General features: G+C 72.6%; 20 protein-coding genes. 15 read left to right on the forward strand and 5 right to left on the reverse strand.

Features of this window, described 5'->3' with window-relative positions:
- The first annotated feature begins 9 nt into the window (after window positions 1–9).
- From AB0I71_RS19430 to leuS, 10 genes are all read left to right on the forward strand, one after another.
- On the forward strand, window positions 10–189 hold the full coding sequence (locus AB0I71_RS19430; protein WP_099851002.1) for a hypothetical protein: 180 nt from the start codon (window positions 10–12) through the stop codon (window positions 187–189).
- A complete protein-coding gene (locus tag AB0I71_RS19435) occupies window positions 176–1,009 on the forward strand; it encodes an isochorismatase family cysteine hydrolase (RefSeq protein WP_357586442.1) in 834 nt (277 codons plus the stop codon). Before AB0I71_RS19430 ends, AB0I71_RS19435 begins: the two co-directional genes overlap by 14 nt.
- Window positions 1,006–2,664 carry a gamma-glutamyltransferase gene (gene ggt / locus AB0I71_RS19440; RefSeq protein ID WP_357586444.1) on the forward strand — a complete coding sequence of 553 codons (1,659 nt, stop codon included), beginning with the start codon at window positions 1,006–1,008 and terminating at the stop codon, window positions 2,662–2,664. Before AB0I71_RS19435 ends, ggt begins: the two co-directional genes overlap by 4 nt.
- A gap of 15 nt (window positions 2,665–2,679) precedes the next feature.
- Window positions 2,680–5,433, forward strand: coding sequence for a hydrogen gas-evolving membrane-bound hydrogenase subunit E (gene mbhE / locus AB0I71_RS19445; RefSeq protein ID WP_357586447.1), 2,754 nt, complete (start codon window positions 2,680–2,682; stop codon window positions 5,431–5,433).
- Complete coding sequence (locus AB0I71_RS19450; protein WP_357586449.1) at window positions 5,430–5,834, forward strand: sodium:proton antiporter; 405 nt, start codon at window positions 5,430–5,432, stop codon at window positions 5,832–5,834. The genes mbhE and AB0I71_RS19450 overlap by 4 nt, the downstream gene beginning before the upstream one ends.
- Complete coding sequence (locus tag AB0I71_RS19455; protein ID WP_357586451.1) at window positions 5,831–7,294, forward strand: monovalent cation/H+ antiporter subunit D family protein; 1,464 nt, start codon at window positions 5,831–5,833, stop codon at window positions 7,292–7,294. Before AB0I71_RS19450 ends, AB0I71_RS19455 begins: the two co-directional genes overlap by 4 nt.
- The gene (locus AB0I71_RS19460; protein WP_357586453.1) at window positions 7,291–7,710 is read left to right on the forward strand and encodes a Na+/H+ antiporter subunit E; all 420 of its coding nucleotides are present in this window, start codon (window positions 7,291–7,293) and stop codon (window positions 7,708–7,710) included. The genes AB0I71_RS19455 and AB0I71_RS19460 overlap by 4 nt, the downstream gene beginning before the upstream one ends.
- 2 nt (window positions 7,711–7,712) lie before the next feature.
- Window positions 7,713–7,970: a monovalent cation/H+ antiporter complex subunit F gene (locus AB0I71_RS19465; protein ID WP_357586498.1), complete on the forward strand. Its 258-nt coding sequence runs from the start codon at window positions 7,713–7,715 to the stop codon at window positions 7,968–7,970.
- Window positions 7,967–8,329 (forward strand): monovalent cation/H(+) antiporter subunit G, encoded by a 363-nt coding sequence (gene mnhG / locus AB0I71_RS19470; protein WP_357586455.1) that lies wholly within the window; start codon window positions 7,967–7,969, stop codon window positions 8,327–8,329. The genes AB0I71_RS19465 and mnhG overlap by 4 nt, the downstream gene beginning before the upstream one ends.
- Before the next feature lie 231 nt (window positions 8,330–8,560).
- Window positions 8,561–11,386, forward strand: a complete 2,826-nt coding sequence (leuS, locus tag AB0I71_RS19475; RefSeq protein ID WP_357586457.1) for a leucine--tRNA ligase — start codon at window positions 8,561–8,563, stop codon at window positions 11,384–11,386.
- A gap of 142 nt (window positions 11,387–11,528) precedes the next feature.
- Here the strand turns inward: leuS and AB0I71_RS19480 are convergent, their stop codons facing one another.
- Both AB0I71_RS19480 and AB0I71_RS19485 read right to left on the reverse strand, forming a co-directional pair.
- On the reverse strand, window positions 11,529–12,371 hold the full coding sequence (locus AB0I71_RS19480) for a hypothetical protein (RefSeq protein ID WP_357586459.1): 843 nt from the start codon (window positions 12,369–12,371) through the stop codon (window positions 11,529–11,531).
- Entirely contained in the window at window positions 12,368–13,279 is a 912-nt protein-coding gene (locus tag AB0I71_RS19485) for an ATP-binding cassette domain-containing protein (RefSeq protein WP_357586461.1), read from the reverse strand. Before AB0I71_RS19485 ends, AB0I71_RS19480 begins: the two co-directional genes overlap by 4 nt.
- A gap of 132 nt (window positions 13,280–13,411) precedes the next feature.
- Between AB0I71_RS19485 and AB0I71_RS19490 the strand changes: the two genes are divergently transcribed.
- Both AB0I71_RS19490 and AB0I71_RS19495 read left to right on the forward strand, forming a co-directional pair.
- Window positions 13,412–14,782: a histidine kinase gene (locus tag AB0I71_RS19490; protein ID WP_357586463.1), complete on the forward strand. Its 1,371-nt coding sequence runs from the start codon at window positions 13,412–13,414 to the stop codon at window positions 14,780–14,782.
- The gene (locus AB0I71_RS19495; protein WP_357586465.1) at window positions 14,779–15,432 is read left to right on the forward strand and encodes a response regulator transcription factor; all 654 of its coding nucleotides are present in this window, start codon (window positions 14,779–14,781) and stop codon (window positions 15,430–15,432) included. Before AB0I71_RS19490 ends, AB0I71_RS19495 begins: the two co-directional genes overlap by 4 nt.
- Before the next feature lie 188 nt (window positions 15,433–15,620).
- Here the strand turns inward: AB0I71_RS19495 and AB0I71_RS19500 are convergent, their stop codons facing one another.
- From AB0I71_RS19500 to AB0I71_RS19510, 3 genes are all read right to left on the reverse strand, one after another.
- Window positions 15,621–16,331 (reverse strand): VTT domain-containing protein, encoded by a 711-nt coding sequence (locus tag AB0I71_RS19500; RefSeq protein WP_357586500.1) that lies wholly within the window; start codon window positions 16,329–16,331, stop codon window positions 15,621–15,623.
- A gap of 185 nt (window positions 16,332–16,516) precedes the next feature.
- The gene (locus AB0I71_RS19505) at window positions 16,517–17,236 is read right to left on the reverse strand and encodes a glutamine amidotransferase (protein WP_357586468.1); all 720 of its coding nucleotides are present in this window, start codon (window positions 17,234–17,236) and stop codon (window positions 16,517–16,519) included.
- Complete coding sequence (locus tag AB0I71_RS19510) at window positions 17,226–18,473, reverse strand: MurT ligase domain-containing protein (protein WP_357586502.1); 1,248 nt, start codon at window positions 18,471–18,473, stop codon at window positions 17,226–17,228. The genes AB0I71_RS19505 and AB0I71_RS19510 overlap by 11 nt, the downstream gene beginning before the upstream one ends.
- 355 nt (window positions 18,474–18,828) lie before the next feature.
- On the opposite strand from AB0I71_RS19510, the gene mraZ reads away from it, so the two are divergent.
- The 3 genes from mraZ (at window position 18,829) to AB0I71_RS19525 (ending at window position 21,176) form a co-directional block, all read left to right on the forward strand.
- Complete coding sequence (gene mraZ / locus AB0I71_RS19515; RefSeq protein ID WP_357586470.1) at window positions 18,829–19,260, forward strand: division/cell wall cluster transcriptional repressor MraZ; 432 nt, start codon at window positions 18,829–18,831, stop codon at window positions 19,258–19,260.
- Between the two features lie 207 nt (window positions 19,261–19,467).
- Window positions 19,468–20,574, forward strand: a complete 1,107-nt coding sequence (gene rsmH / locus AB0I71_RS19520; protein WP_357586472.1) for a 16S rRNA (cytosine(1402)-N(4))-methyltransferase RsmH — start codon at window positions 19,468–19,470, stop codon at window positions 20,572–20,574.
- Window positions 20,571–21,176 (forward strand): septum formation initiator family protein, encoded by a 606-nt coding sequence (locus AB0I71_RS19525; RefSeq protein WP_357586474.1) that lies wholly within the window; start codon window positions 20,571–20,573, stop codon window positions 21,174–21,176. The genes rsmH and AB0I71_RS19525 overlap by 4 nt, the downstream gene beginning before the upstream one ends.

The following is a 21,176-nucleotide window of genomic DNA, read 5'->3' on the forward strand; positions in this document are numbered from 1 at the left end:
GAGTCGAGAGTGAGCGAGTTGCGTTGGCTGCTGTTGGCGTTGGTGCTGTTCCTGGCCGCCCTGCCCGCGTTGAGCCTGGGCACCGACGGCGACCTGCCGGCGCTGTGGTGGGCCGGGCTGGTCCTGGTGGCCGTGGCCGGTGCCATCCCGGTCGTGCTGAGGTTCGCGCCGTCGGATGGTGAGGACTGAGATGGCCGGCTACCGGGAGATCTACCGCGAGACCGGCGACGGTGGGGTGCAGTTGGGGGCCAGCGCCGACCGCTGGTACCTCTACGAGGACCACGTCCACCTGGCACCGCACCACACCGAGGGACAACTGGTCCGGTTCGACGCCGAGCTGCTGCCGTTCGTCGACAACCTGGACCGGGGAGCGCTGGCGGTGGTGGACATGCAGAACGACTTCTGTGCACCGGGCGGATGGACCGAACGTTCCGGGCTCGACCACGAGGCGTGCCGGGCGGCCATCCCGGGCGTGCAGCGGGCGATCGACGCCGCCCGCCGACACGGCATGTTCGTCATCTGGATCTACTGGCACAACCGACCGGACCTGCGCAACCTCGGTGCGCCGACGCTGCACTCGTTCAAGCACCGCCTCGACCAGGCCGGTATCGGGGAGGAGCTGGACAACGGCGCGGTGCTCACCGCCGGGTCGTGGGGCGCGGAGATGGTCGACGAGCTGAAGGGCTACCTGGCCGACGACGACATCCACATCGAGAAGGTGCGGATGAGCGGCTTCTACGGCACCCATCTCGACCAGGTGCTACGCACCCAGGGCATCCAGACCCTCTACGTCTGCGGGGTCAACGCCGACCAGTGCGTCAGCACCACCCTGGAGGACGCCTACTTCCGCGACTACAACCCGGTGCTCATCGCCGACGCCACCGCCACGTCCAGCCCCGCGTACTGCAAGGACGCGGTGCTGTTCAACACCAAGCAGTGCTGGGGCTTCGTCACCACCACCGAGGCCTTCGCCAACCCGCAGCCGTACGAGCGGAAAGGGAGGACATGACCGCACCGCACGGACCCCGTACCGGCCGGCCGCCCACCCGCGCCGATCGTGGCATGGTCGCCTCGCCGCATCACCTGGCCAGCGGTGCCGGGCTGGCGGTGCTGCGGGCCGGTGGCAGCGCGGTGGACGCCACGATCGCGGTGAACGCGCTGCTCTGCGTCGCGTACCCGCACATGGCGGGCCTCGGCGGCGACGGCTTCTGGCTGCTGGCCGAGCCGGATGGCGCGGTGCACGCGCTTAACGCCTCGGGCCCCGCGGCCCAGGCAGCCACCCGCGACTACTACGGCGAGCGCGGCCACACCGACGAGGTGCCGTCGCGGGGCCCACTGTCGGCGCTGACCGTGCCGGGCGCGGTCGACGGCTGGCGGTTGGCCCACGAGCGGTACGGCCGGTTGCCCTGGGCGGATCTGTTCGACGACGCCATCCACTACGCCCGGCACGGCGTTCCGGTGGCTCGCTCGCTCGCCGACTGGCTGGTGGAGGATCTCGACCTGCTCGGCGCGGAGTCCTCGACCGCACGGCTATTCGTACCGGAGGGCCGGGCGCGGCGGGAGGGGGAGCGGATCGCCCAGCCGGAGCTGGCCCGCTCGCTGGAACTGATCGCCTCCCAGGGTGCCCGCGCCGGCTTCTACGAGGGCGACCTCGGGCGGCGCTTCTGCACCGGGATCGCCGCGCAGGGCTCGCCGCTGCACCCGGACGACCTGGCCGCCTACCAGGCCCACTGGGAGGAGCCGATCGCCGTCGACTACCGGGGGCACACCGTGTACGAGATGCCACCGAACACGCAGGGCTTCGCCGCCCTGCAACTGCTCAACCTGATCGAGGGCTACGACGTGGCCGCCTGGGGGGACGGCACCCCGGACTACTACCACCACCTCGCCGAGGCGGTGAAGCTGGCCTTCGCCGACCGGGACGAATGGCTGACCGACCGGCACTGGGTGGACATCCCGGTCCCCGACCTGCTCGACAAGGCGTACGCGGCACGCCGCCGCGAGCTGATCCGACCGGACCGGGCGATGGTCATGGCCGACGTCGAGCCGGGGATCCGCTTCGGACCTCAGGCCCGTCGGCGCGCACCGGAGGGCGACACCTGTGCGTTCTGCGTCGTCGACGAGCACGGGCTGGTCGTCTCCGCCATCCAGTCGATCTACCACGACTTCGGTGCCGGCCTGGTCTCCGGTGACACCGGGATCATTCCGCAGAACCGGGGTTCCTTCTTCTCCCTGGACGAGCGGCACCCGAACCGGATGGAGCCGGGAAAGCGGACCTTCCACACCCTCATCCCGGGTCTGGTCTGCCTCGACGGCCGGCCGTGGTTGGCCTTCGGGTCGATGGGGGGCGAAGGGCAGCCGCAGACCCACGCGGCGCTGCTCACCCGCCTGATCGACTTCGGTTACGACGTGCAGCAGGCGATCGAGGCTCCCCGCTGGCTGATGGGTCGCACCTGGGGTACCACCGCCCAGGACCTCTCCCTGGAGGGGCGCATCTCCGACGAGGTGGTGCGCGAGCTGCAACGCCGTGGCCAGCCGGTGCGGATGCTGCCGAACTGGGACGACAACATGGGCCACGCCCAGGCGATCCGGATCGACGCCGAGCGGAGCCTGTTGGAAGCGGGTGCCGACCCGCGTGGCGACGGTGCCGCGATCGGCTACTGAGGCGGGCGGGACGAGGTGATCCTGGCTGTCGCGCTCGCCTGGCAGGTCGGCCTGGCGGCCTGCGTACCGCTGCTGGTGCGGCGCTTCGGCCGCAACGCCGGCTATCCGCTGGCCGCCGGCTACCTCACCGGGGCCGCGCTGCTGCTCAGCCGGTTGCCGGTGATCCTCGACGACCGGGAGGTCGCCGTGGCCTGGCGGTGGCTGCCCGGACTGGAGGTGCACGCCGCGCTGCGGATGGACGCGCTGGGGTTGGTCTTCGCGCTGCTGGCCCTCGGTGTGGGCGCGCTCATCATGGCCTACTGCCCCCGCTACCTCGACGGCACCGAGGTGGAGCAGGAGCGGGTGTACGTCACGATGACCCTCTTCGCCGCCGCGATGCTGGGCCTGGTCCTCGCCGACGACCTGCTGGTGCTCTTCGTCTTCTGGGAACTCACCTCGATTCTCTCCTTCGTCCTGATCGGGCAGGGCGGCCGGCCGGCGGCCACCGGCCCCGCGGTGCAGGCGCTGCTGGTCACCGTCGCCGGCGGTCTGGCGCTGCTGGCCGCGATCGTGCTGCTGGCGGTGCACGTCGGCACCACCAGCCTGGACACCATCGTGGCCGAGCCGGAACGGCTGAGCGGCGGACCGGCCTGGGTGGTGGGGGCGCTGATCATCGTCGCGGCGTTCACCAAGTCCGCGCAGTTGCCGTTCCACTTCTGGCTGCCCGGCGCGATGGTGGCGATCACACCGGTGAGCGCCTACCTGCACGCGGCGACGATGGTCAAGGCCGGCATCTACCTGCTGATGCGCTTCTCGGCGGTGTTCGCCGGCTCCTGGGCGTGGGACGGCACCCTGATCGCCGTCGGTCTGCTCACCGCGATCCTCGGCGCGCTGCTCGCGCTGCGTCAGTACGACCTCAAGGCGCTGCTGGCGTACTCGACTGTCAGTCAGCTCGGCCTGCTGGTCGGGGTGATCGGCGTCGGCACTCCGGCCGCCGATGCTGCGGCGATCCTCTACACCGTCGCCCACGCGCTGTTCAAGGCGACCCTGTTCATGCTGGTCGGCATCATCGACCATCAGGCCGGCAGCCGGGACGTGCGGGAACTGGCCGGGCTGCACCGGGTGATGCCGGCGACGGTCTCGCTCACCGCGCTGGCGGCGATGTCGATGGCCGGCCTGCCACCGACGATCGGCTTCGTCGGCAAGGAGGCGATCTTCGAGTCACTCGGTGAGGCGCACGGCGGATGGTGGCTGGGCTGGTGCGCCGCCGGGCTCGGGGTGCTCGCCTCGGTGCTCACCTTCGCGTACGCGGCCCGTCTGGTGCACGGGATGGTGGAGGGGCCGCCCCGGCAACGCCAGCTGCGCGAGCCGTCCTGGGCGTTTCTCGCCCCGGCCGCGGTGGCCGCGGTGGTGGCGACCGCGCTCGGCCCCACGGTGGCCGTGCTGAGCCCGCTTGTGGAACGGGCCGCGAACGATGCCCGCCCGGAGGGTACGCCGCCCTACCTGGCGTTCTGGCACGGCTTCACCCCCGCGTTGGGGCTGAGCCTGCTCACCGTGCTGCTGGGTGTGCTGATGTTCCTCGGCCGCGTCCGGGTCGACCGGTGGCTACGGGCTGTACCCACCACCCCACCGTTCGCCGAGTTGCTGGAGCGCGCCCGGCAGGCACTGCTGCACACGGGCTCGATCGTCGCCCGGACCGCGCACGCGTCGAGCCCGGCGCCCTATCTGGCCCGACCGTTGCTGGCGGCGGTGGCCCTGGCGGCGGTCGCGGCGGTGGCGCTGCCGGACCTTCCGGCCGGTCTCGGTGGCGATCCGGCCCGGCCCGGCGACTGGCTGATGCTGGGGCTGCTCGTGACGGCCCTCGGCGGGCTGCTGGTGGTGCGTTCCGCGCTGGCGGCGATCGGACTGACCGGGGTGGTCGGGCTGCTGCTGTCGGCGTGGTTCCTGACCGTCGGAGCACCGGACGTGGCGTTGACCCTGATGCTTGTGGAAGTGCTGACCGCGGTGGTCGTCATGCTGGCGTTGCGGCAGCAGCCGCGCCGGCTCGCCCACGTCGGGCGACGCGTGTCGGTCACCGGCGCGGCCCTGCTCGCGGTCGCCACGGGTGTCGCGGCGGCCGCGGGTACGGCAGTGCTGACCGGACGCGACAGGTTGTCCGACCCCGGCCGGTGGTACCTCGACCGGGCGGAGGAACTGACCGGCGGCGCCAACGTCGTCAACACCATCCTGGTGGACTTCCGGGCCCTGGACACCCTCGGTGAGGCGGTGGTGCTCGCGGTGGTGGCACTCGGGCTGGTCCGGCTCGCCGCTGGCCGTCCCATCGAGCCGGCCAACGTCGAGCCCGCCGGGGAGGACCTCGTGCTCGGCCTCGCCTACCGGGTGCTCGCACCGGTGATGCTGCTCGCCTCGGCGGTGCTGTTCCTGCGTGGCCACGAGGAGACCGGTGGCGGTTTCATCGGCGCGCTGCTGGCGGGCACCGCCGTCGGGCTCGGCCAGTTGGCGCACCCCGGAGGAGCGCCACTGCTGAGCCGCCTGAGGTCGGCGCCGCTGGCGGCGGCCGGGCTGCTGACCGCCACGGTCGCCGGTCTGGTGCCACTCGCCGCCGGTCGTCCGCTGTTCACCCCGCTGAGCGTCGCCCTGCCGGGGCCGGTGCCGTCGCTGTCCACGTCACTGCTGTTCGACCTCGGGATCTACCTGATGGTCCTGGCGCTTGTGGTGGCCGCCGTGCGGCGCCTCGGCGTACCACCGGCCCGACCGGTGGTCCCCTCGGAAGCCGGAGGTGCCCGGTGAGCGCCGCGTTCGTGGTCGGCGTCCTGGTCGCCGCGGGGGTGTTCCTGCTGTTGCGGCCGGGCCTGCTGCGCGTGGTACTGGGCTTCGTGCTGCTCGGGCACGCCGTCAACGTGGTGCTGCTCGCCGCGGGTGGGCTCGGCCGGCGGACCGCGGCGCTGGAGGAGGTGGGCCCGGACACCGCCGACCCGCTGCCGCAGGCGTTCGTGCTGACCGCCATCGTGATCACTTTCGGGATCACCATCCACCTGCTCGGCCTGCTGCGGCGCGGTGCCGGCGGACCCACGAGCGGTGCAGACCCCACGGGCGGTGGCAGCGGTACCGAATCCACCGACGAAACCGACGACACCGACACCGGCGGAGACGACACCGGCGGGAACGGGACAGTGGGGCGGCGGCGGTGAGCGGTCTTCTCCTGATCCCGGTGGTCGGGCCACTGCTCGTCGCCGGGGTACTGCTCGCCCTACCGGGCCGCACCCGGCTGCATCGGGTCGGCGCGCTCGCCACCATGGCCGTGGTCCTGGTGACCGGGCTGGTCCTGCTGGTACGGACCAGTGGTGGCGCGCTGACCGTACTGCGGGTCGGTGGCTGGCCCGGCCCGATCGCCATCAGCCTGGCGGCGGACGCGTTCAGTGCCCTGCTGGTCACCGTGACGGCGCTTGTGGTGCTCTGCTGCCTCGTCTCCGCCGTCGGCTCCGGAGACGACCGTCGCCCGTACTTCCTGCCGCTGGTGCTGGTGCTCTCCGCCGGGGCCAGCGGCGCGTTCCTCACCACCGACCTGTTCAACCTCTTCGTGCTGATCGAGGTCATGCTGGTGCCCTCGTACGTGCTGCTGAGCCTGGCCGGCGGGGCCGGACGCGGCGGTGCGGGACGGGTGTACGTGGCCACCAACCTGCTCGGCTCCACCCTCCTGCTGGCCGGGGTGGCCCTGGTCTACGGCACCACCGGAGTGGTCGGGCTGGGTGACCTGGCCGGCGCGGCACGCGATGAACCGACGGTCGCGGTCGCCTGCGGTGTGGTGCTGCTCGCCCTCGGCGTCAAGAGTGCCCTGGTGCCGCTGCACGACTGGCTGCCGCGCACCTATCCGGTGGCCTCGCCGGTGGTGGTGGCGCTCTTCTCCGGGCTGTTGACCAAGGTCGGTCTCTACGCGGTGATCCGGATCTACGCGGTGGTGTACGGCGGCGACCCCGCGTACCACTGGCTGCTCGGCGCGGTGGCGTTGCTGTCGATGGTGGTCGGCGTGCTCGGTGCCGTCGGTGAGGACTCGATGCGGCGGATCCTGACCTTCCACATGGTCAGCCAGCTCGGCTACGTGCTGCTGGGTCTGGCCCTGTTCACCGCTGCCGGGCTGGCCGCGGCGGTCTACTACCTGGCCCAGTACATCCTGGTGAAGGCCGCGCTGTTCCTCTGCGCGGCGGCGGTACGCACCGGCCGGGGCACCGACCGGCTCGACGGCTCCGGCGGTCTGGCCGGGCAACGTCCCGCGCTCGCCCTGGCCTTCGCCGGGGCGGCGCTGTCGCTGGCCGGCCTGCCGCCGTTCTCCGGGTTCCTGGCGAAGTTCCTGCTGCTGCGCGCCACCGCGGAGACCGGCGCCTGGCTGGCGATGACGGTCGCGGTGCTGGTCAGCCTGGTCACCCTGCTGTCCATGCTGAAGATCTGGAGCGCGCTGTTCACCGGCGACCCGCCGGCTTCGTCGACGGTGGCGAAGCGGATCGGACCGAACCTGGTCGGCCCTCCGCTGGTGCTTGCCGGCCTCTCCCTGGCCGCCGGGCTGGCAGCTCAACCGCTGCTGGTGGTCGCCGACACGGCGGCGGCCGGGCTGCGTGACCCGGCGGGCTACGTACGGGCGGTGACCGGCCGATGAGCACCGAGACGATGCCGGCCGCCCGCCGTGCGGCGGTGCGGGCGCGACGCGTCCTGCGGTTCGCCGGCTACTTCGCGGTCCGGCTGGTCCAGGCGAACCTCGCCGTGGCCTGGGAGATCCTGACCCCGGGCTCCCGGCTGGCGCCGGCGGTGGTACGGGTGCCGTTGCGGGCGGCCACCGACACCGAGGTGGCGGCGGTGGCGCTGGCGGTGAGCCTGACCCCGGGCACGTTGACCCTGAGCGTGCACCGGGAACCCACCGCAGCGCTGTCGGTGCACGGCATGTACGCCGCCGACCCGGTGGCGTTCCGGCGGGAGGTGACCGAGCTGGAGTGGCGGCTGCTGGCCGCCCTGCGCCCGGCCGCCCACCCGGACGGCGGTCCCGACGCGGGCCGGTCGGAGGCGAACCGGAGGTGACGATGTTCCTGCTCGACGTGGTGCTCGTGGTTCTGGCGGCCTCGATGGCGGTGGTGATCGGCCGGCTGGTGGTCGGTCCGACCGACGCCGACCGGGCGGCCGCGCTGGACCTCGGCTTCTTCGTCTTCCTGGCCGCCCTGGCCGTGCTCGCCGCCCGGCTGGACGCCCCTGATCTGCTCGACCTGGTGCTCACCGGGACGCTTGTGAGCTTCCTGGCGACGGTGGCGATGGCCCGGCTGGTGCACCGGAGGCAGCGGTGATCCGGACCCTGGCGGCATCGGCGCTGCTGCTGCTCGGCACCGGGCTGATCGCGATAAGCGCGGTCGGCCTGATCCGCCTGCCGGACGTGTACAACCGGATGAACTCCGTGGCCAAGGCCGCCAGCCTGGGGCTGAGTTTCGTCCTGCTCGGCGTGTTGCTGCTGATTCCCGGCTGGCGTACCGCCCTGGTGGTCGTCGCCGCTGTCGCGCTGCAACTGTTCACGGCGCCGATCGGCGGCTACGCCCTGGCCCGGGCGGCGTACCGGGCCGGGGCGCCGCTGGCGCCGATCACCAGGTACGACGAACTCGGCGGTCGGGCGGGCGAGGGCGGCGACGAGCCGGCCCGGGACTCCGCCTGAGGGGTGGTGGGAAGCGGCGTCGCATCACGCGCGGTACACTGCCGGTCATGGCCGGAGTCTTCCTGCTTCTTACCGGGCCGTGCTGATGCGCTGAGCGCGCGACAGCACGGCGGCCCCTCCTGCGTGAGGGGCTTTTTCGTGCCCGCCGCCGGCCCGGGACGGGCCGTCGAGGCAGACCCGAGACCAGCCAGCACTGCGACAGACTCCGCCGAGCGACGCGAGGAGAAGGCCATGACCGAGGCAGACGTCCCACCGTTCCGGTACACCGCGGCGCTGGCCGACGAGATCGAACGCCGCTGGCAGGACCGTTGGGAGCGGGAGGGCAGCTTCCACGCGCCGAACCCGTCCGGTCCGCTGGCCGACCCGGCCCACCCCCGGTCCGGCGCGGAGAAGCTGTACGTGCTGGACATGTTCCCCTACCCGTCCGGCGCCGGGCTGCACGTCGGGCACCCGCTGGGCTACATCGGCACCGACTGCTTCGCCCGGTACCAGCGGATGGCCGGCCGCAACGTGCTGCACGCGATGGGCTTCGACGCGTTCGGCCTGCCCGCCGAGCAGTACGCGGTGCAGACCGGCACCCATCCGAGGACCACCACCGAAGCCAACATCGAACGCTACCGGGCACAGCTGCGCCGGCTGGGGCTGGCCCACGACCAGCGGCGTTCGGTGGCCACCATCGAGACCGACTTCTACCGCTGGACGCAGTGGATCTTCCTGCAGATCTTCAACTCGTGGTACGACCGTGAGGCCGGTCGGGCCCGGCCGATAAGTGAGCTGATCGCCGAGTTCGCCGGTGGTGACCGGCGCACCCCGGACGGTCGGCCGTGGGCCGAGCTGTCACCCGCCGAGCGACGCGCCATCGTCGACGACCACCGCCTGGCGTACGTGTCGCAGGCGCCGGTGAACTGGTGCCCCGGGCTGGGCACGGTGCTGGCCAACGAGGAGGTCACCGCCGACGGCCGCTCCGAGCGGGGCAACTTCCCGGTCTTCAAGCGCAACCTGAAGCAGTGGATGATGCGGATCACCGCGTACGGCGACCGGCTGCTGGACGACCTGGACAAGCTGGACTGGCCGGAGCCGATCAAGCTGATGCAGCGCAACTGGATCGGCCGGTCGCAGGGCGCGCACATCGACTTCCCGACCCCGGCCGCCCCGATCCGGGTGTTCACGACCCGGCCCGACACCGTCTTCGGCGCCACCTACATGGTGCTGGCCCCGGAACACGAGCTGGTCGACACGCTGGTGCCGGCGGCCTGGCCGGAGGGCACCCGGGACGCGTGGACCGGCGGGCACGCCGGCCCGCGGGAGGCCGTCGAGGCGTACCGCAAGGCGGCGGCCGCCAAGACCGACGTGGAACGGCAGGCCGAGACGAAGGAGAAGACAGGCGTCTTCACCGGCGCGTACGCCACCAACCCGGTCACCGGCGGCCAGATCCCGATCTTCATCGCCGACTACGTGCTGGCCGGGTACGGCACCGGCGCGATCATGGCGGTGCCCGCCCAGGACGAGCGGGACTGGGAGTTCGCCGAGGTCTTCGAGCTGCCGATCGTGCGTACCGTGCAGCCGCCGGAGGGCTTCGACGGCAAGGCGTACACCGGGGACGGCCCGGCCATCAACAGCGCCGCGCCCGAGCGCGGCCTGGACCTGGACGGCCTGGGGGTGGCCGAGGCCAAGGCCCGGATCATCGGCTGGCTGGAGGAGACCGGCAGCGGCCAGGGCGCGGTGACCTACCGGCTGCGGGACTGGCTGTTCAGCCGGCAGCGCTACTGGGGCGAGCCGTTTCCGATCGTCTACGACGCCGACGGCGCGGCGATCGCGCTGCCGGAGGAGATGCTGCCGGTCGAGCTGCCCGAGGTGGACGACTTCTCCCCGCGTACCTTCGACCCGCAGGACGCGAACAGCGACCCGGAGACGCCGCTGTCGCGCCGCCGCGACTGGGTCGAGGTCGAGCTGGACCTGGGTGACGGCCCGAAGCGGTACACCCGGGAGACGAACGTGATGCCGCAGTGGGCCGGCTCCTGCTGGTACGAGCTGCGCTACCTGGACCCGACGAACAGCGACCGGTTCGTCGACGCGGACAACGAGCGGTACTGGATGGGACCGCGTGGCGAGGGCGACTGCGGCGGTGTCGACCTGTACGTCGGTGGGGCCGAGCACGCCGTGCTGCACCTGCTGTACGCCCGGTTCTGGCACAAGGTGCTGTACGACCTGGGCCACGTGTCGTCGTTCGAGCCGTTCCGCAAGCTGTTCAACCAGGGCTACATCCAGGCGTACGCGTACACCGACGCCCGGGGCGCCTACGTGCCGGCGGAGGAGGTCGCCGAGCGTGACGGCGGCTACTTCCTGGGCGACGTCCAGGTCAACCGCGAGTACGGCAAGATGGGCAAGTCCCTGAAGAACGTGGTCACCCCGGACGAGATGTGTGCCGCCTACGGCGCCGACACGTTCCGGGTGTACGAGATGTCGATGGGCCCGCTGGAGGTGTCCCGTCCGTGGGAGACCCGGGCGGTGGTCGGCTCGTACCGCTTCCTGCAACGGGTCTGGCGGGCCGTCGTCGACGAGCAGACCGGGCAGTCGCGGGTGGTGGACGCCCCCGCCGACGAGCAGACCCGGCGGCTGCTGCACAAGGTCATCGACGGTGTCCGGGGCGACATGGAGCAGATCCGCTTCAACACCGCGATCGCCAAGCTGATCGAGCTGACCAACGGGGTGACCCGGCTGGCGGGTACCCCGCGCGAGGTGGCCGAGCCGCTGGTGCTGATGGTCGCGCCGTTCGCCCCGCACGTCGCCGAGGAGCTGTGGCAACGGCTGGGCCACTCGACCTCACTGACGTACGCGGACTTCCCGGTCGCCGACCCGGCCCTGCTGGTCGCCGAGACCGTCACCTACCCGGTGCAGGTCAACGGCAAGGTCCGGGGTCGCATCGAGGTCCCCGCCGACGCAGGCGAGACCGACGTACGGGCAGCGGCCCTGGCAGCCGTAGCCACCGTCCTGGCCGGCAAGGACCCCCGCAAGGTCATCGTCATCCCCAACCGAATGGTCTCAATCGTCGCCTGACCCCACCCCCACCCGGCCCTCCCCACCCTCCCGGCCCTCCCGCGTTGATCATGAGGTTGACGGCAGTAGATGATCTTCAAACTGCCGCTAACCTCATGATCAACGCGGGAGGGTGAGGGTGGGGTGGGAGTGGGGGAGGGGGTTAGGGGTGGCGGCGGGGTAGGGCTGTGATGGTGATCAGGGTGGCTGCTGCGGCCCAGGCGGCGTAGGTGGTCCAGGCTCCGGTGACGGTCGCGGGATAGGGGTTGTCGAGCCAGGCCGGGGGGCCGGTCGGCTCCATCAGCCGCTGCCATGCGGGGAGCGGCATGGCGTGCCGGAGCAGCGCGCTCCAGCGTTCGTCCTCGTTGACGGCGGTGGGCAGCAGGAGCAGCACCGTCGCGGCGGTGACGATTGTCGGCGCGGTGTGCCGGATCAGCGCGGCGAGGGCCATACCGACAAGCGCGCAGAGCGGCACCAGCAGCGCGGAGGCGGCGATGCCACGCAGGGCGCCGGGGTCACCGACGGACATGTTCGCGCCGACGTCGGCGAGGATCGCCTGCGACACCGTGAACGCCGCCGCCGCACCCAGCGCCCCCAGCAGGGTCAGCACGCCGGTCAGCACGGTCAGCTTCGCGGCGGCGACGGCGCTTCGCCGAGGGACGGCCGCGAACGTGGTACGCATCAGCCCTGAGGCGTACTCGCCGCCGATCGCGACCGCGCCGACACCACCGGCGGCGAGGACGACGAACATCTGCGCCTCGGTGGGGAAGGCGTCCCAGAGCGGGGAGCGCACCGCCCGTCGCTCGGCCGGCCAGTCCGGCCAGCCCGCGTGGGTGGCCAACGCGGCGTGGACGGCGAGGCCCACCATGGCGAGCAGGATCAGGGCGAAGGCAGCCCAGGTGGAGCGCAGCGACCAGAGCTTGATCCATTCGGCGGCGAGCAGGTCACGGAAACGCGCCGGACGGGTGGGGGTGGTCGGCGTGGCGGGTCGGGTCACGGCGGTCATCGGCTCTCCCGGGCGGCGTACTCGACATCGGCGGCGGTGAGCGCCATGAAGGCCTCCTCCAGCGAGGCGGTGCGGGTGGTCAGCTCGTGCAGCGGGATCCGCAGACCCAGGGCCAGCTCCGCGATCTGCTCGGCGCTCACCCCGGTCACGCTCAGCGCACCAGCGGGATCCGGGTGCACGCTCGCGCCGGCGTCCGCCAGCGCCGTGGTCAGGGTGGCCGGTTCGGGGGTACGCACGACGACCTCGGTGCGACCGACGCGGGCGGCGAACTCGTCCAGGGACTCCTCGGCGATCAGGCGGCCCCGGCCGATGACCACGAGGTGGTCGGCGCAGTGCTCCACCTCGCCCATCAGGTGACTGGAGACGAAGACCGTGCGGCCCTCGGCGGCGAGCCGGCGGAACAACCCCCGCACCCAGCGCACCCCCTCCGGGTCCAGGCCGTTGAACGGCTCGTCGAACATCAACACGGGTGGGTCGCCCAGCAGCGCAGCGGCGATACCGAGGCGTTGCCGCATCCCCAGCGAGAACCCCCCGACCCGGCGGTCGGCGGCGTCGTCGAGGCCGACCTGCCCCAGCACCTCGTCGACCCGGGCGGCCCCGATGCCGTTGCTGCGAGCCAGGCTGGCCAGGTGGGCGCGGGCGCTGCGCCCGCCGTGCACGTCCGCGGCATCGAGCAACGCGCCGGCGTGCCGCAGCCCGCGGGCAAGCTCCCGGAACCGGACGCCGCCGACGGTGGCGGTGCCACTCGTCGGGGTGGTCAGCCCGAGAACCATGCGCAGGGTGGTGGACTTGCCGGCTCCGTTGGGGCCGAGGAAGCCGGTCACCCGGCCCGGCCGGACGGTCAGGGTCAGGTCGTCGACGGCTGTGGTACGGCCGTACCGCCGGGTCAGGCCATCAAGTTCGATCATGCCGTTCACGCTGCCGGTCGCCGGGCCCGACCGCGTCACCCCGCCGGCCGTACCGAGCACCACGGCGGTGGCCTGCGGGCGTACGCCCCCGGGCCGATGCCGGTGCGGCGCGGAGCTGGATACCGTGTGCCGGTGAACGCCATCGCCCTGCTCCGGCCGCGTGGCGCCGTGCCGGTGTTGCGGGCGGTGCTGGTGTGGGCCGGGGTCGCGCTCCTGCCCGCGCTCTGGGTGATGGCGCCGGCCGTGGCGAACAGCGGCGACGGTGTCGGCGTCGTGGGCTGGTGGCTGCCGGTGCGTTACCTGGTGCCGGTGCTGATCGTGGCGCTACCGGCGGGTCTGCTGCGCCGCCGGCCGCTGACCGCGCTCGGCCTGATGCTCGCCGGTGCGACGCTGTGCAGCGCGACCGTGCACGGCCGGGACCCGGGATACCTCGGTGATCTGTTCAACCTCCAGTTCCTCGCCGTCGACGCGGCGCTCGCCGTGGTCGCCGCCAACCGTTCCCGTCGGGTGTCGGTGCCCGCCGCCGGGGTGGTGCTGGTGACGCAGTTGCTCGCGGCCTTCGTGAACCTCGGAGTCGAGCCGGTGAACCAGGCCGCGCTGACCGTGCTGGCGGTCGCGGCAGCCTGGATCACCGGCAACTCGGTGCGGGCCCGGCGGAACTACGCGGCCGCGCTGCGCGTCCACGCCGCCACCGAGGCGGTCACCGCCGAACGGCTGCGCATCGCCAGGGAGCTGCACGACATGGTCGCGCACAGCATCGGTGTCATCGCCATCCAGGCCGGAGTGGGCGCGCGGGTGATCGACACCCAGCCGGCGCAGGCCCGCGCCGCCCTGGCCACCATCGAGGCGGCCAGCCGGGACACCCTGGCCGGGCTGCGGCGTACCCTCGGCGCGCTGCGCCACGGCGACGGGGATCCGGCGTCGCTGGAGCCCGCGCCCGGGTTGGCGGACCTGGACCGGCTGGTCGCGGCCACCGGCGATGCCGGTGTTCGGGTCGAGCTGCGTACGACCGGCGACGCGCCCGTCCCGGCCGAGGTCGACCTCGCCGCGTTCCGCATCGTCCAGGAGGCCCTCACGAACGTGGTCCGCCACGCCGGGGTCGACGCGTGCCAGGTCATCGTCGAGCGTGGCGACGACGCGGTCATGGTGGAGGTCGTCGACGATGGCCGTGGCGGCCCGATCGGCGTCGACGGGCACGGACTGATCGGCATGCGCGAGCGGGTGCTGGCCGTCGGTGGCCACCTCCGGGCCGGGCCACGGCCCGAGGGAGGCTTCCGGGTGACGGCCCGGCTGCCGGTGTCGTCGGAGACCGCCGTCCCGGCTGGCGGTCGTCCGGCCGATGGCGACCGGGCCGGCGGTCGTCCCGCTGACGACGGTCGGGTCGGGGGCCGACTGAGTGGTGCTGGTTCTGCCGGCGGTCGTCCGACCGACGGCGGCGCCGGTGGTCGTTCGGATCGTGGTGGCGGGACCGATGGTCGTTGGGACGAGGCGGTGGACGGGTGACCATCCGGGTGCTGCTCGTGGATGACCAGCCGCTGGTGCGGGCCGGGCTACGGGTCCTGATCGCCGACGTGCCGGACATGGCGGTGGTCGGCGAGGCCGGCACCGGCGCCGAGGCGGTGCGTCTGGCTCGTGAGATGTTGCCCGACGTGGTGCTGATGGATCTACGGATGCCGGGAACCGACGGCATCCAGGCGACGCGGACGATCACCGACTCCGGTGGACCCGTCCGGGTGCTGGTGCTCACCACGTTCGACGACGACGAGCACGTGCACGCGGCCCTGCGGGCCGGCGCGAGCGGCTTTCTGGTCAAGGACATGGCGCTGGAGGACATTCTCGGCGCGATCCGGGTGGTGGCGGCCGGGGACGCGTTGATCGCACCGGGCGTCACCCGCCGACTGATTGCCGAGTTCAGCCGCCGGCCAGCGGCCCCGATGCCCCGGCCGCTCGCCGGGGTGACCGATCGGGAGCGCGAGGTGCTCACCCTCGTGGGCCGAGGCCTGTCCAACGCCGAGATCGCCGCCGAACTGGTGATCAGTGTGGCCACCGCCAAGGCGCACGTGGCCCGCCTGTTCAGCAAGCTCGGCGCCCGTGACCGGGTGCACCTGGTCATCGCCGCCTACGAAGCCGGCCTGGTCGCCCCACCCCGCTGACGCCACACCGTAATCGCCCTGCCGCTCGTCCCCCGTCCGATCGCACCCCGTTGGCCCACACACTGGCCCGCCGGCTCCGCAACGTCGGGAAAGTGCTGCCTCGACCCGCCTCGGACCCGGCAATCTCCCCGGCGTTGCGCGGTCCGCGGGACGGTGATCTGTGGTGGGGCGCGGCCCGTGGTGTTCGCTCAGCGGAGGGCGCGGCCAAGCCGCGGGCGGCGTTCGGCACGCCACCAGCGGGCGAGCAGCACGGCGCTGGCGATGAAACCCAGCGCGGCCGGGGCCGCGGCGAACCAGTTGATCTCGCTGGGACTTGTCACGGCCGCGCCGACCGCCGCATAGCCGAACGCGGTCGGCGCGGAGGCGATCACGCTGCCGACGAGGAACGGCAACACCCGCGCACCGGTGGTGCCGTAGCCGTAGCTGACCAGACCGAAACCGGAGATCGGCAGCAGCCGTACGGTGACCACGCCGAGGACGCTCTGCCGGGTGAACCAGCGGTCGAGGCGGGCCAGCCGACCCCGGACGCGTTCGGCGACGAACTCACGGCCCAGCACCCGGCCCACCGTGAAGCCGATCAACGCCGCCAGCAGCGCGGCGCCGAGCGCGTACGCGGCACCTTCCAGGGCCCCGAAGATCGCTCCTGCGGCGAGCGTGATGAACGTGCGGGGGACCAGTGCCACCAGCAGCAGCGCCCCGCCGAGCACACCGGCCACCGGAGCGAGCCGACCCATCCGGTCGGCCAGGTCGGGCAGTGCCGTCGGTTCGGGGTGGGGCACCAGCAGCAGCGTCACCCCGAAGGCGGCGAGCAGGAGCAGCAGCAGCGCGAACCGGGTGACCGACGGCGTCGCGGCGACCAGCAGGCGGCGCCATCCGGCGGCCGGCGCGCTGACCATCATGCTGCCAGACCGTGCGCTGTCGGCCGGGATGGCAGCTGTGGTCTCGGTCGGCTTGGCACCGGCGGGCGGCGGGGTCTCGGCCGGGCCGGCACCGGACCGGACGGCGTCGGGCGCGATGGTGTCGGGCTGTGGAGGGCCGGCTCCGGGGTCGCCCGCCCGCAGTAGTCGTCTCCGCAGCTTGCGGATCATGCCCGGGCGGTGGCCACCGCGGTCCGGCGTTCGGCACGCAGCCGGTCGGCCCAGGTGTCGTCGAGCGGCGGGAGGTGCTGTGCGCCGGTCGCCCAGCGCAGCAGCAGGTCGGCCAGGGCCGGGTTGCGGGCCAGCGCGGGGCCGTGTGAGTACGTGCCGAGCAGCTTGCCGCGCCAGGCACCCTCGGTGGCACCGTCGTTGCCGATCCCGGCGGTGACCCGGGCCAACGGGGAGACCCCGGGGCCGAGGTGGGTACGGCCGCCGTGGTTCTCGAACCCGGTCAGCGGTGGCAGGCCGAGGCGTGCGTCGATGTCGCCGGCCAGCTCGCCGACGGCCCGGCTGGGGCCCCGGTCCGAGGAGAGGTCCAGCAGTTCCAGGCCCTGGTACTGGGTGCCCTTGGCGAAGAACGAGGTGCCCAGCAACTGGTAGCCGGCACAGACGCCGAACACCACCGAGCCCTGGGCCACGGCCCGGTGCAGGCCACCGTCGGCGAGCAGTCGTTGCGCGCCGAGCGCCTGCGGGCCGTCCTCGCCACCGCCGATGAGGTAGATGTCGGCGGTGGTGGGCAGGCGCTGGTCGGAGCGGACCTCCAGGACCTCGACCGGGAACCCGCGCTGCTGAGCCCGGCGGGCCAGGATCAGGGCGTTGCCCCGGTCGCCGTAGGTCGACAGCAGGTCCGGGTAGATCCAGACGATGCGCAGGGTCTCAGTTGACACGGTCCAACTCCGCTCGGATGTCCTGGAACGCGGTGTAGTTCGCGATGACCTCCAGCCGACCCGGCGGTACCGCCCGGACCGCCTCGTCGAAGGTGCGTACGTACTGGAAGGGCACGTCGTTGACCTCCAGCCGCACGGCCAGGTCGTACGCCCGGTCACCGGTGATGAGCACCAGGCGTCCGCGCAGCGGGGCGAAGTCGACGTCGAAGAGCCAGGAGGTGTCCAGCCCGTCGGGGTCCCGGGCGTTTATGGACAGCAGCGTCGGCGCCTCGTCCGCCATGTCGAACGCCTCCAGCCAGCTGGCCGGGTTCTTCGCCAGCAACAGCCGTACGGTGCGACCCTCCCGGACGACCTGGGCGTAACGCCCGGCCACCGAGGTCACGTCACCGAGGCGGGGGACCGCGTCGAAGGGGCGTACGCCGAATTCGGCGGCGACGGCGAGGGCGGTGGCCGCGTTGCCGACGTTGACCTTGCCGGGGAGCTGGAGCTTGACCTTGTACCAGGCGCCGGTCGGGTCCAGGACGCCCTCGTCGTCCACGGTCCACTGCGGCTCGGGCCGGCGTAGCGCGCAGCCGGTGCACCACCACTGCTCGCCGGAACGCTGGATGGTGGAGCCGCACTCGGGGCAGACCCAGGAGTCGTCGTGCCAGCGCTGCCCGGCGGAGAACCAGGTGACGTGCGGCGGGGTGATCCGCTGGTCGTGGGTGGCCGGCGGGGTGGCCGCCCAGACCACCATCGGGTCGTCGGCGTTGGCGACCACGCGGATGTCCGGGTGACGGGCCAGCGCCGCGCGCCAGAGCTGCGCCATCATGGCGACTTCCTTGGCCCGGTCCAACTGGTCGCGGGAGAGGTTGAGCAGCGCGACCACGTGCGGGTCGGTCGCCTCGATCACCTGCGCGAGGTAGTGCTCGTCGACCTCCAGCACCGCGTACGGGGTGCTGCCGGCCTTGGCCAGCGCGGAGGTGTGCCCGGTGGGCATGTTGGCGCCGAAGGAGTTGGTGGCGACCCGGCCGAGCACCCCCACGGCCGCGGCCGCGAGCCGGGTGGTGGTGGTCTTGCCGTTGGTGCCGGAGATCAGCGCGATGGCCCGTCCGGCGGAGAGGTGAGCGAGCAGTTCCGGGTCGATCTTGAGGCCGAGCCAACCACCGATCACCGAGCCGTCGCCCCGGCCCGCCGCCCGGGACAACGCCGCGGCGGTCCGTGACACGGAGCTGGCCACCTTCGCCCGCAGGGGCATCTTCGCGTCCGTCACGCGAGCGAGGTTACCGGACCAGCGGACCCGCGAGATCGGCACCGACGGCGATCCGTTCGGCTCTGCTCTGCCGGCGCCCGGTCGGATGACGCTCGGCCGGACGGAGTCGATCTATGTCGGAAAGCGGACCCGCCCTGGCGGGCCGCTCCGCCCTCCACTCCGCTCCACCCCGGCTGACGTGCGGTTTTGCCGTGACGCGCGGCGCGCCACGCGGTCGAATCTGGTTGCGAGTGGAGGGAAGTGGAGTAGAGTGGGGCGCATTGGTGGGGCCGGGAGGGGCCCACCGGCCCGGGGGGTCAGCGGCGCGCGAACGCCGCTAAAGGGCGAGGGGGTTGGGCCGATGTTCCTCGGCACCCACACTCCGCGCCTGGACGACAAAGGCCGGTTGATCCTTCCGGCGAAGTTCCGGGATGAGCTGGCGGGGGGTGTCGTGATCACCAAAGGGCAGGAGCGCTGCCTCTACGTCTTCCCGACGCCGGAGTTCCAGCGGATCGCGGAGCAGTTGCGCGCGCAGCCGATGACGCACAAGGCGGCCCGGGCCTACAGCCGGGTGTTCTTCGCCAGCGCGCACGACGAGGTGCCGGACAAGCAGGGCCGGGTGACCATCCCGGCGCACCTGCGCACATATGCGGGGCTCGACCGGGACCTGGTGGTCATCGGCGCGAGCACCCGGGTGGAGATCTGGGACAGGATCGCCTGGGAGACCTACCTCGCCGAGAGCGAAGACGACTTCGCCGACATAGAGGAAGGGGTGCTGCCCGGCGGTCTGTAGGGCGTGGCGACGCCCGACGTACTGCGAGATCTCCAGCCGCTTTCGAGTTCCTGGCATCCCTTCCCCGGTGCCAGGCGCACGATCCGACCCTCCGGGCCACGGTCCGAGGGGCGGGCGGAGAGCGGATGGGGATCTGGCGGTACGACGGCACGGCGTCGTCCGACGAACAGGGCGCGGATACAACCGGTTCAACCAGTGGGGGTCGACATGGGGGAGCTACGCGGCACGCATGTGCCGGTACTGCTCGAGCGGTGTCTCGAGCTGCTTGCCCCCGCGCTGGGCCGGGGTGGGCGCACCGTGCACGTCGACGCGACGCTGGGTCTCGCCGGCCACGCCGAGGCGGTGCTTCAGGCCCATCCGGAGACGGTGCTGGTGGGCCTGGACCGGGACACCGAGGCGCTGGCCCACGCCAGGGTCCGGCTGGCCCGGTTCGCCGACCGCGTTCACCTGGAGCACGCCGTCTACGACGAACTGCCCGAGGTGCTCGACCGGCTGGGTTATCCGTCCGTGGACGGGGTCCTGTTCGATCTCGGCGTCTCCTCGTTGCAGCTCGACGCGCCCGACCGCGGGTTCGCGTACGCGCAGGACGCGCCGTTGGACATGCGGATGGACCAGACCCGGGGGGTGACCGCCGAGGAGGTGGTCAACACCTACCCGCACCCGGACCTGGCCCGGGTGCTGCGGGTGTACGGCGAGGAGAAGTTCGCCGGGCGGATCGCCTCGGCGATCATCCGGGAGCGGGAACGCGGCCGGATCACCTCGTCGGCGCGACTGGCCGAGCTGGTCCGGGAGTCGATTCCGGCACCAGCCCGACGAACCGGGGGACACCCGGCAAAGAGAACGTTTCAGGCTTTACGGATCGAGGTAAACAGAGAACTGGCAGCGCTGGAGACAGCGCTGCCGGCCGCTCTGGACCGGCTCGCCGTCGGCGGTCGCCTGGTGGTCCTGTCCTACCACTCGTTGGAGGACAGGCTCACCAAACAGGCGCTCGCCGATCGGGTCCGTAGCACGGGCCCGATCGACCTCCCGGTCGAACTGCCCGGGTCAGAGCCGACGTTCCGGCTGCTCAGCCGGGGCGCGGAACTGCCCGGGGAGGTGGAGGTCACGGCGAACCCGCGGGCCGCTTCGGTGCGCCTGCGGGCTGCGGAGCGGATCGACCCGCAGGCACGGCAACGGGGGCGTACCGACCGCGAACGGTACCGCCGCCGGGTCAAGGCGATGCACCAACCGGGGACGGGGTCGGCCACGGAATCCGGTCCGGATCCGCGGCGGACGCCGGGGGACACCACGGACGAAGAGGGGGAGGGGACATGAATGTAGACAAGCGTCGGGACATCGCCGGCGCCGGGCAGCGCGCACCGCGGTCGGGGGGCCGGATCGCGGCGGAGCGGACCCGGGGAGCGGGCGACGGTGCTCGGCGGACGGACCGGGTGAACCGGTCGACGGAGACTCGCGCCCGGGGGGCGCGCGAGTTTCCGACCCAGGGCAGCGCGGCGCTGCGTCCGGTGGAGCGGGCCGCTGTCGCGGCCGAGCGGTCGGAGTCGCCGCGGCTGCGGGTCGCTCCGCCGCCGCCGGTGCGGGTGCCGCGGGCGCCGTTCGCCGCGCTGGTGGTGGTCCTGGTCGTCGGCGGGGTGCTGGGCATCCTGGCGGTCAACACGAAGATCAACGAGAACGCCTTCCGGCTGGACGAGTTGCAGCAGCAGCAGGCCAAGCTCGATGTGGAGCAGCAGCAGCTGAAGAAGCAGATCGCCGAGTCCGAGTCGCCCGGCAACCTCGCCGCTCAGGCCCGCAAGCTGGGGCTCGTCGAGTCGGGTGAGCCGGCGTACATCCGGCTGCCGGACGGCAAGGTGATCGGGGTGCCGCAGCCGGCCGGCGGGCAGCTCTCCATCGCCAGCCAGCAGGGCGCGGAGGGGTAG

The organism is Micromonospora sp. NPDC049891 (assembly GCF_040660295.1).
GTDB lineage: Bacteria > Actinomycetota > Actinomycetes > Mycobacteriales > Micromonosporaceae > Micromonospora.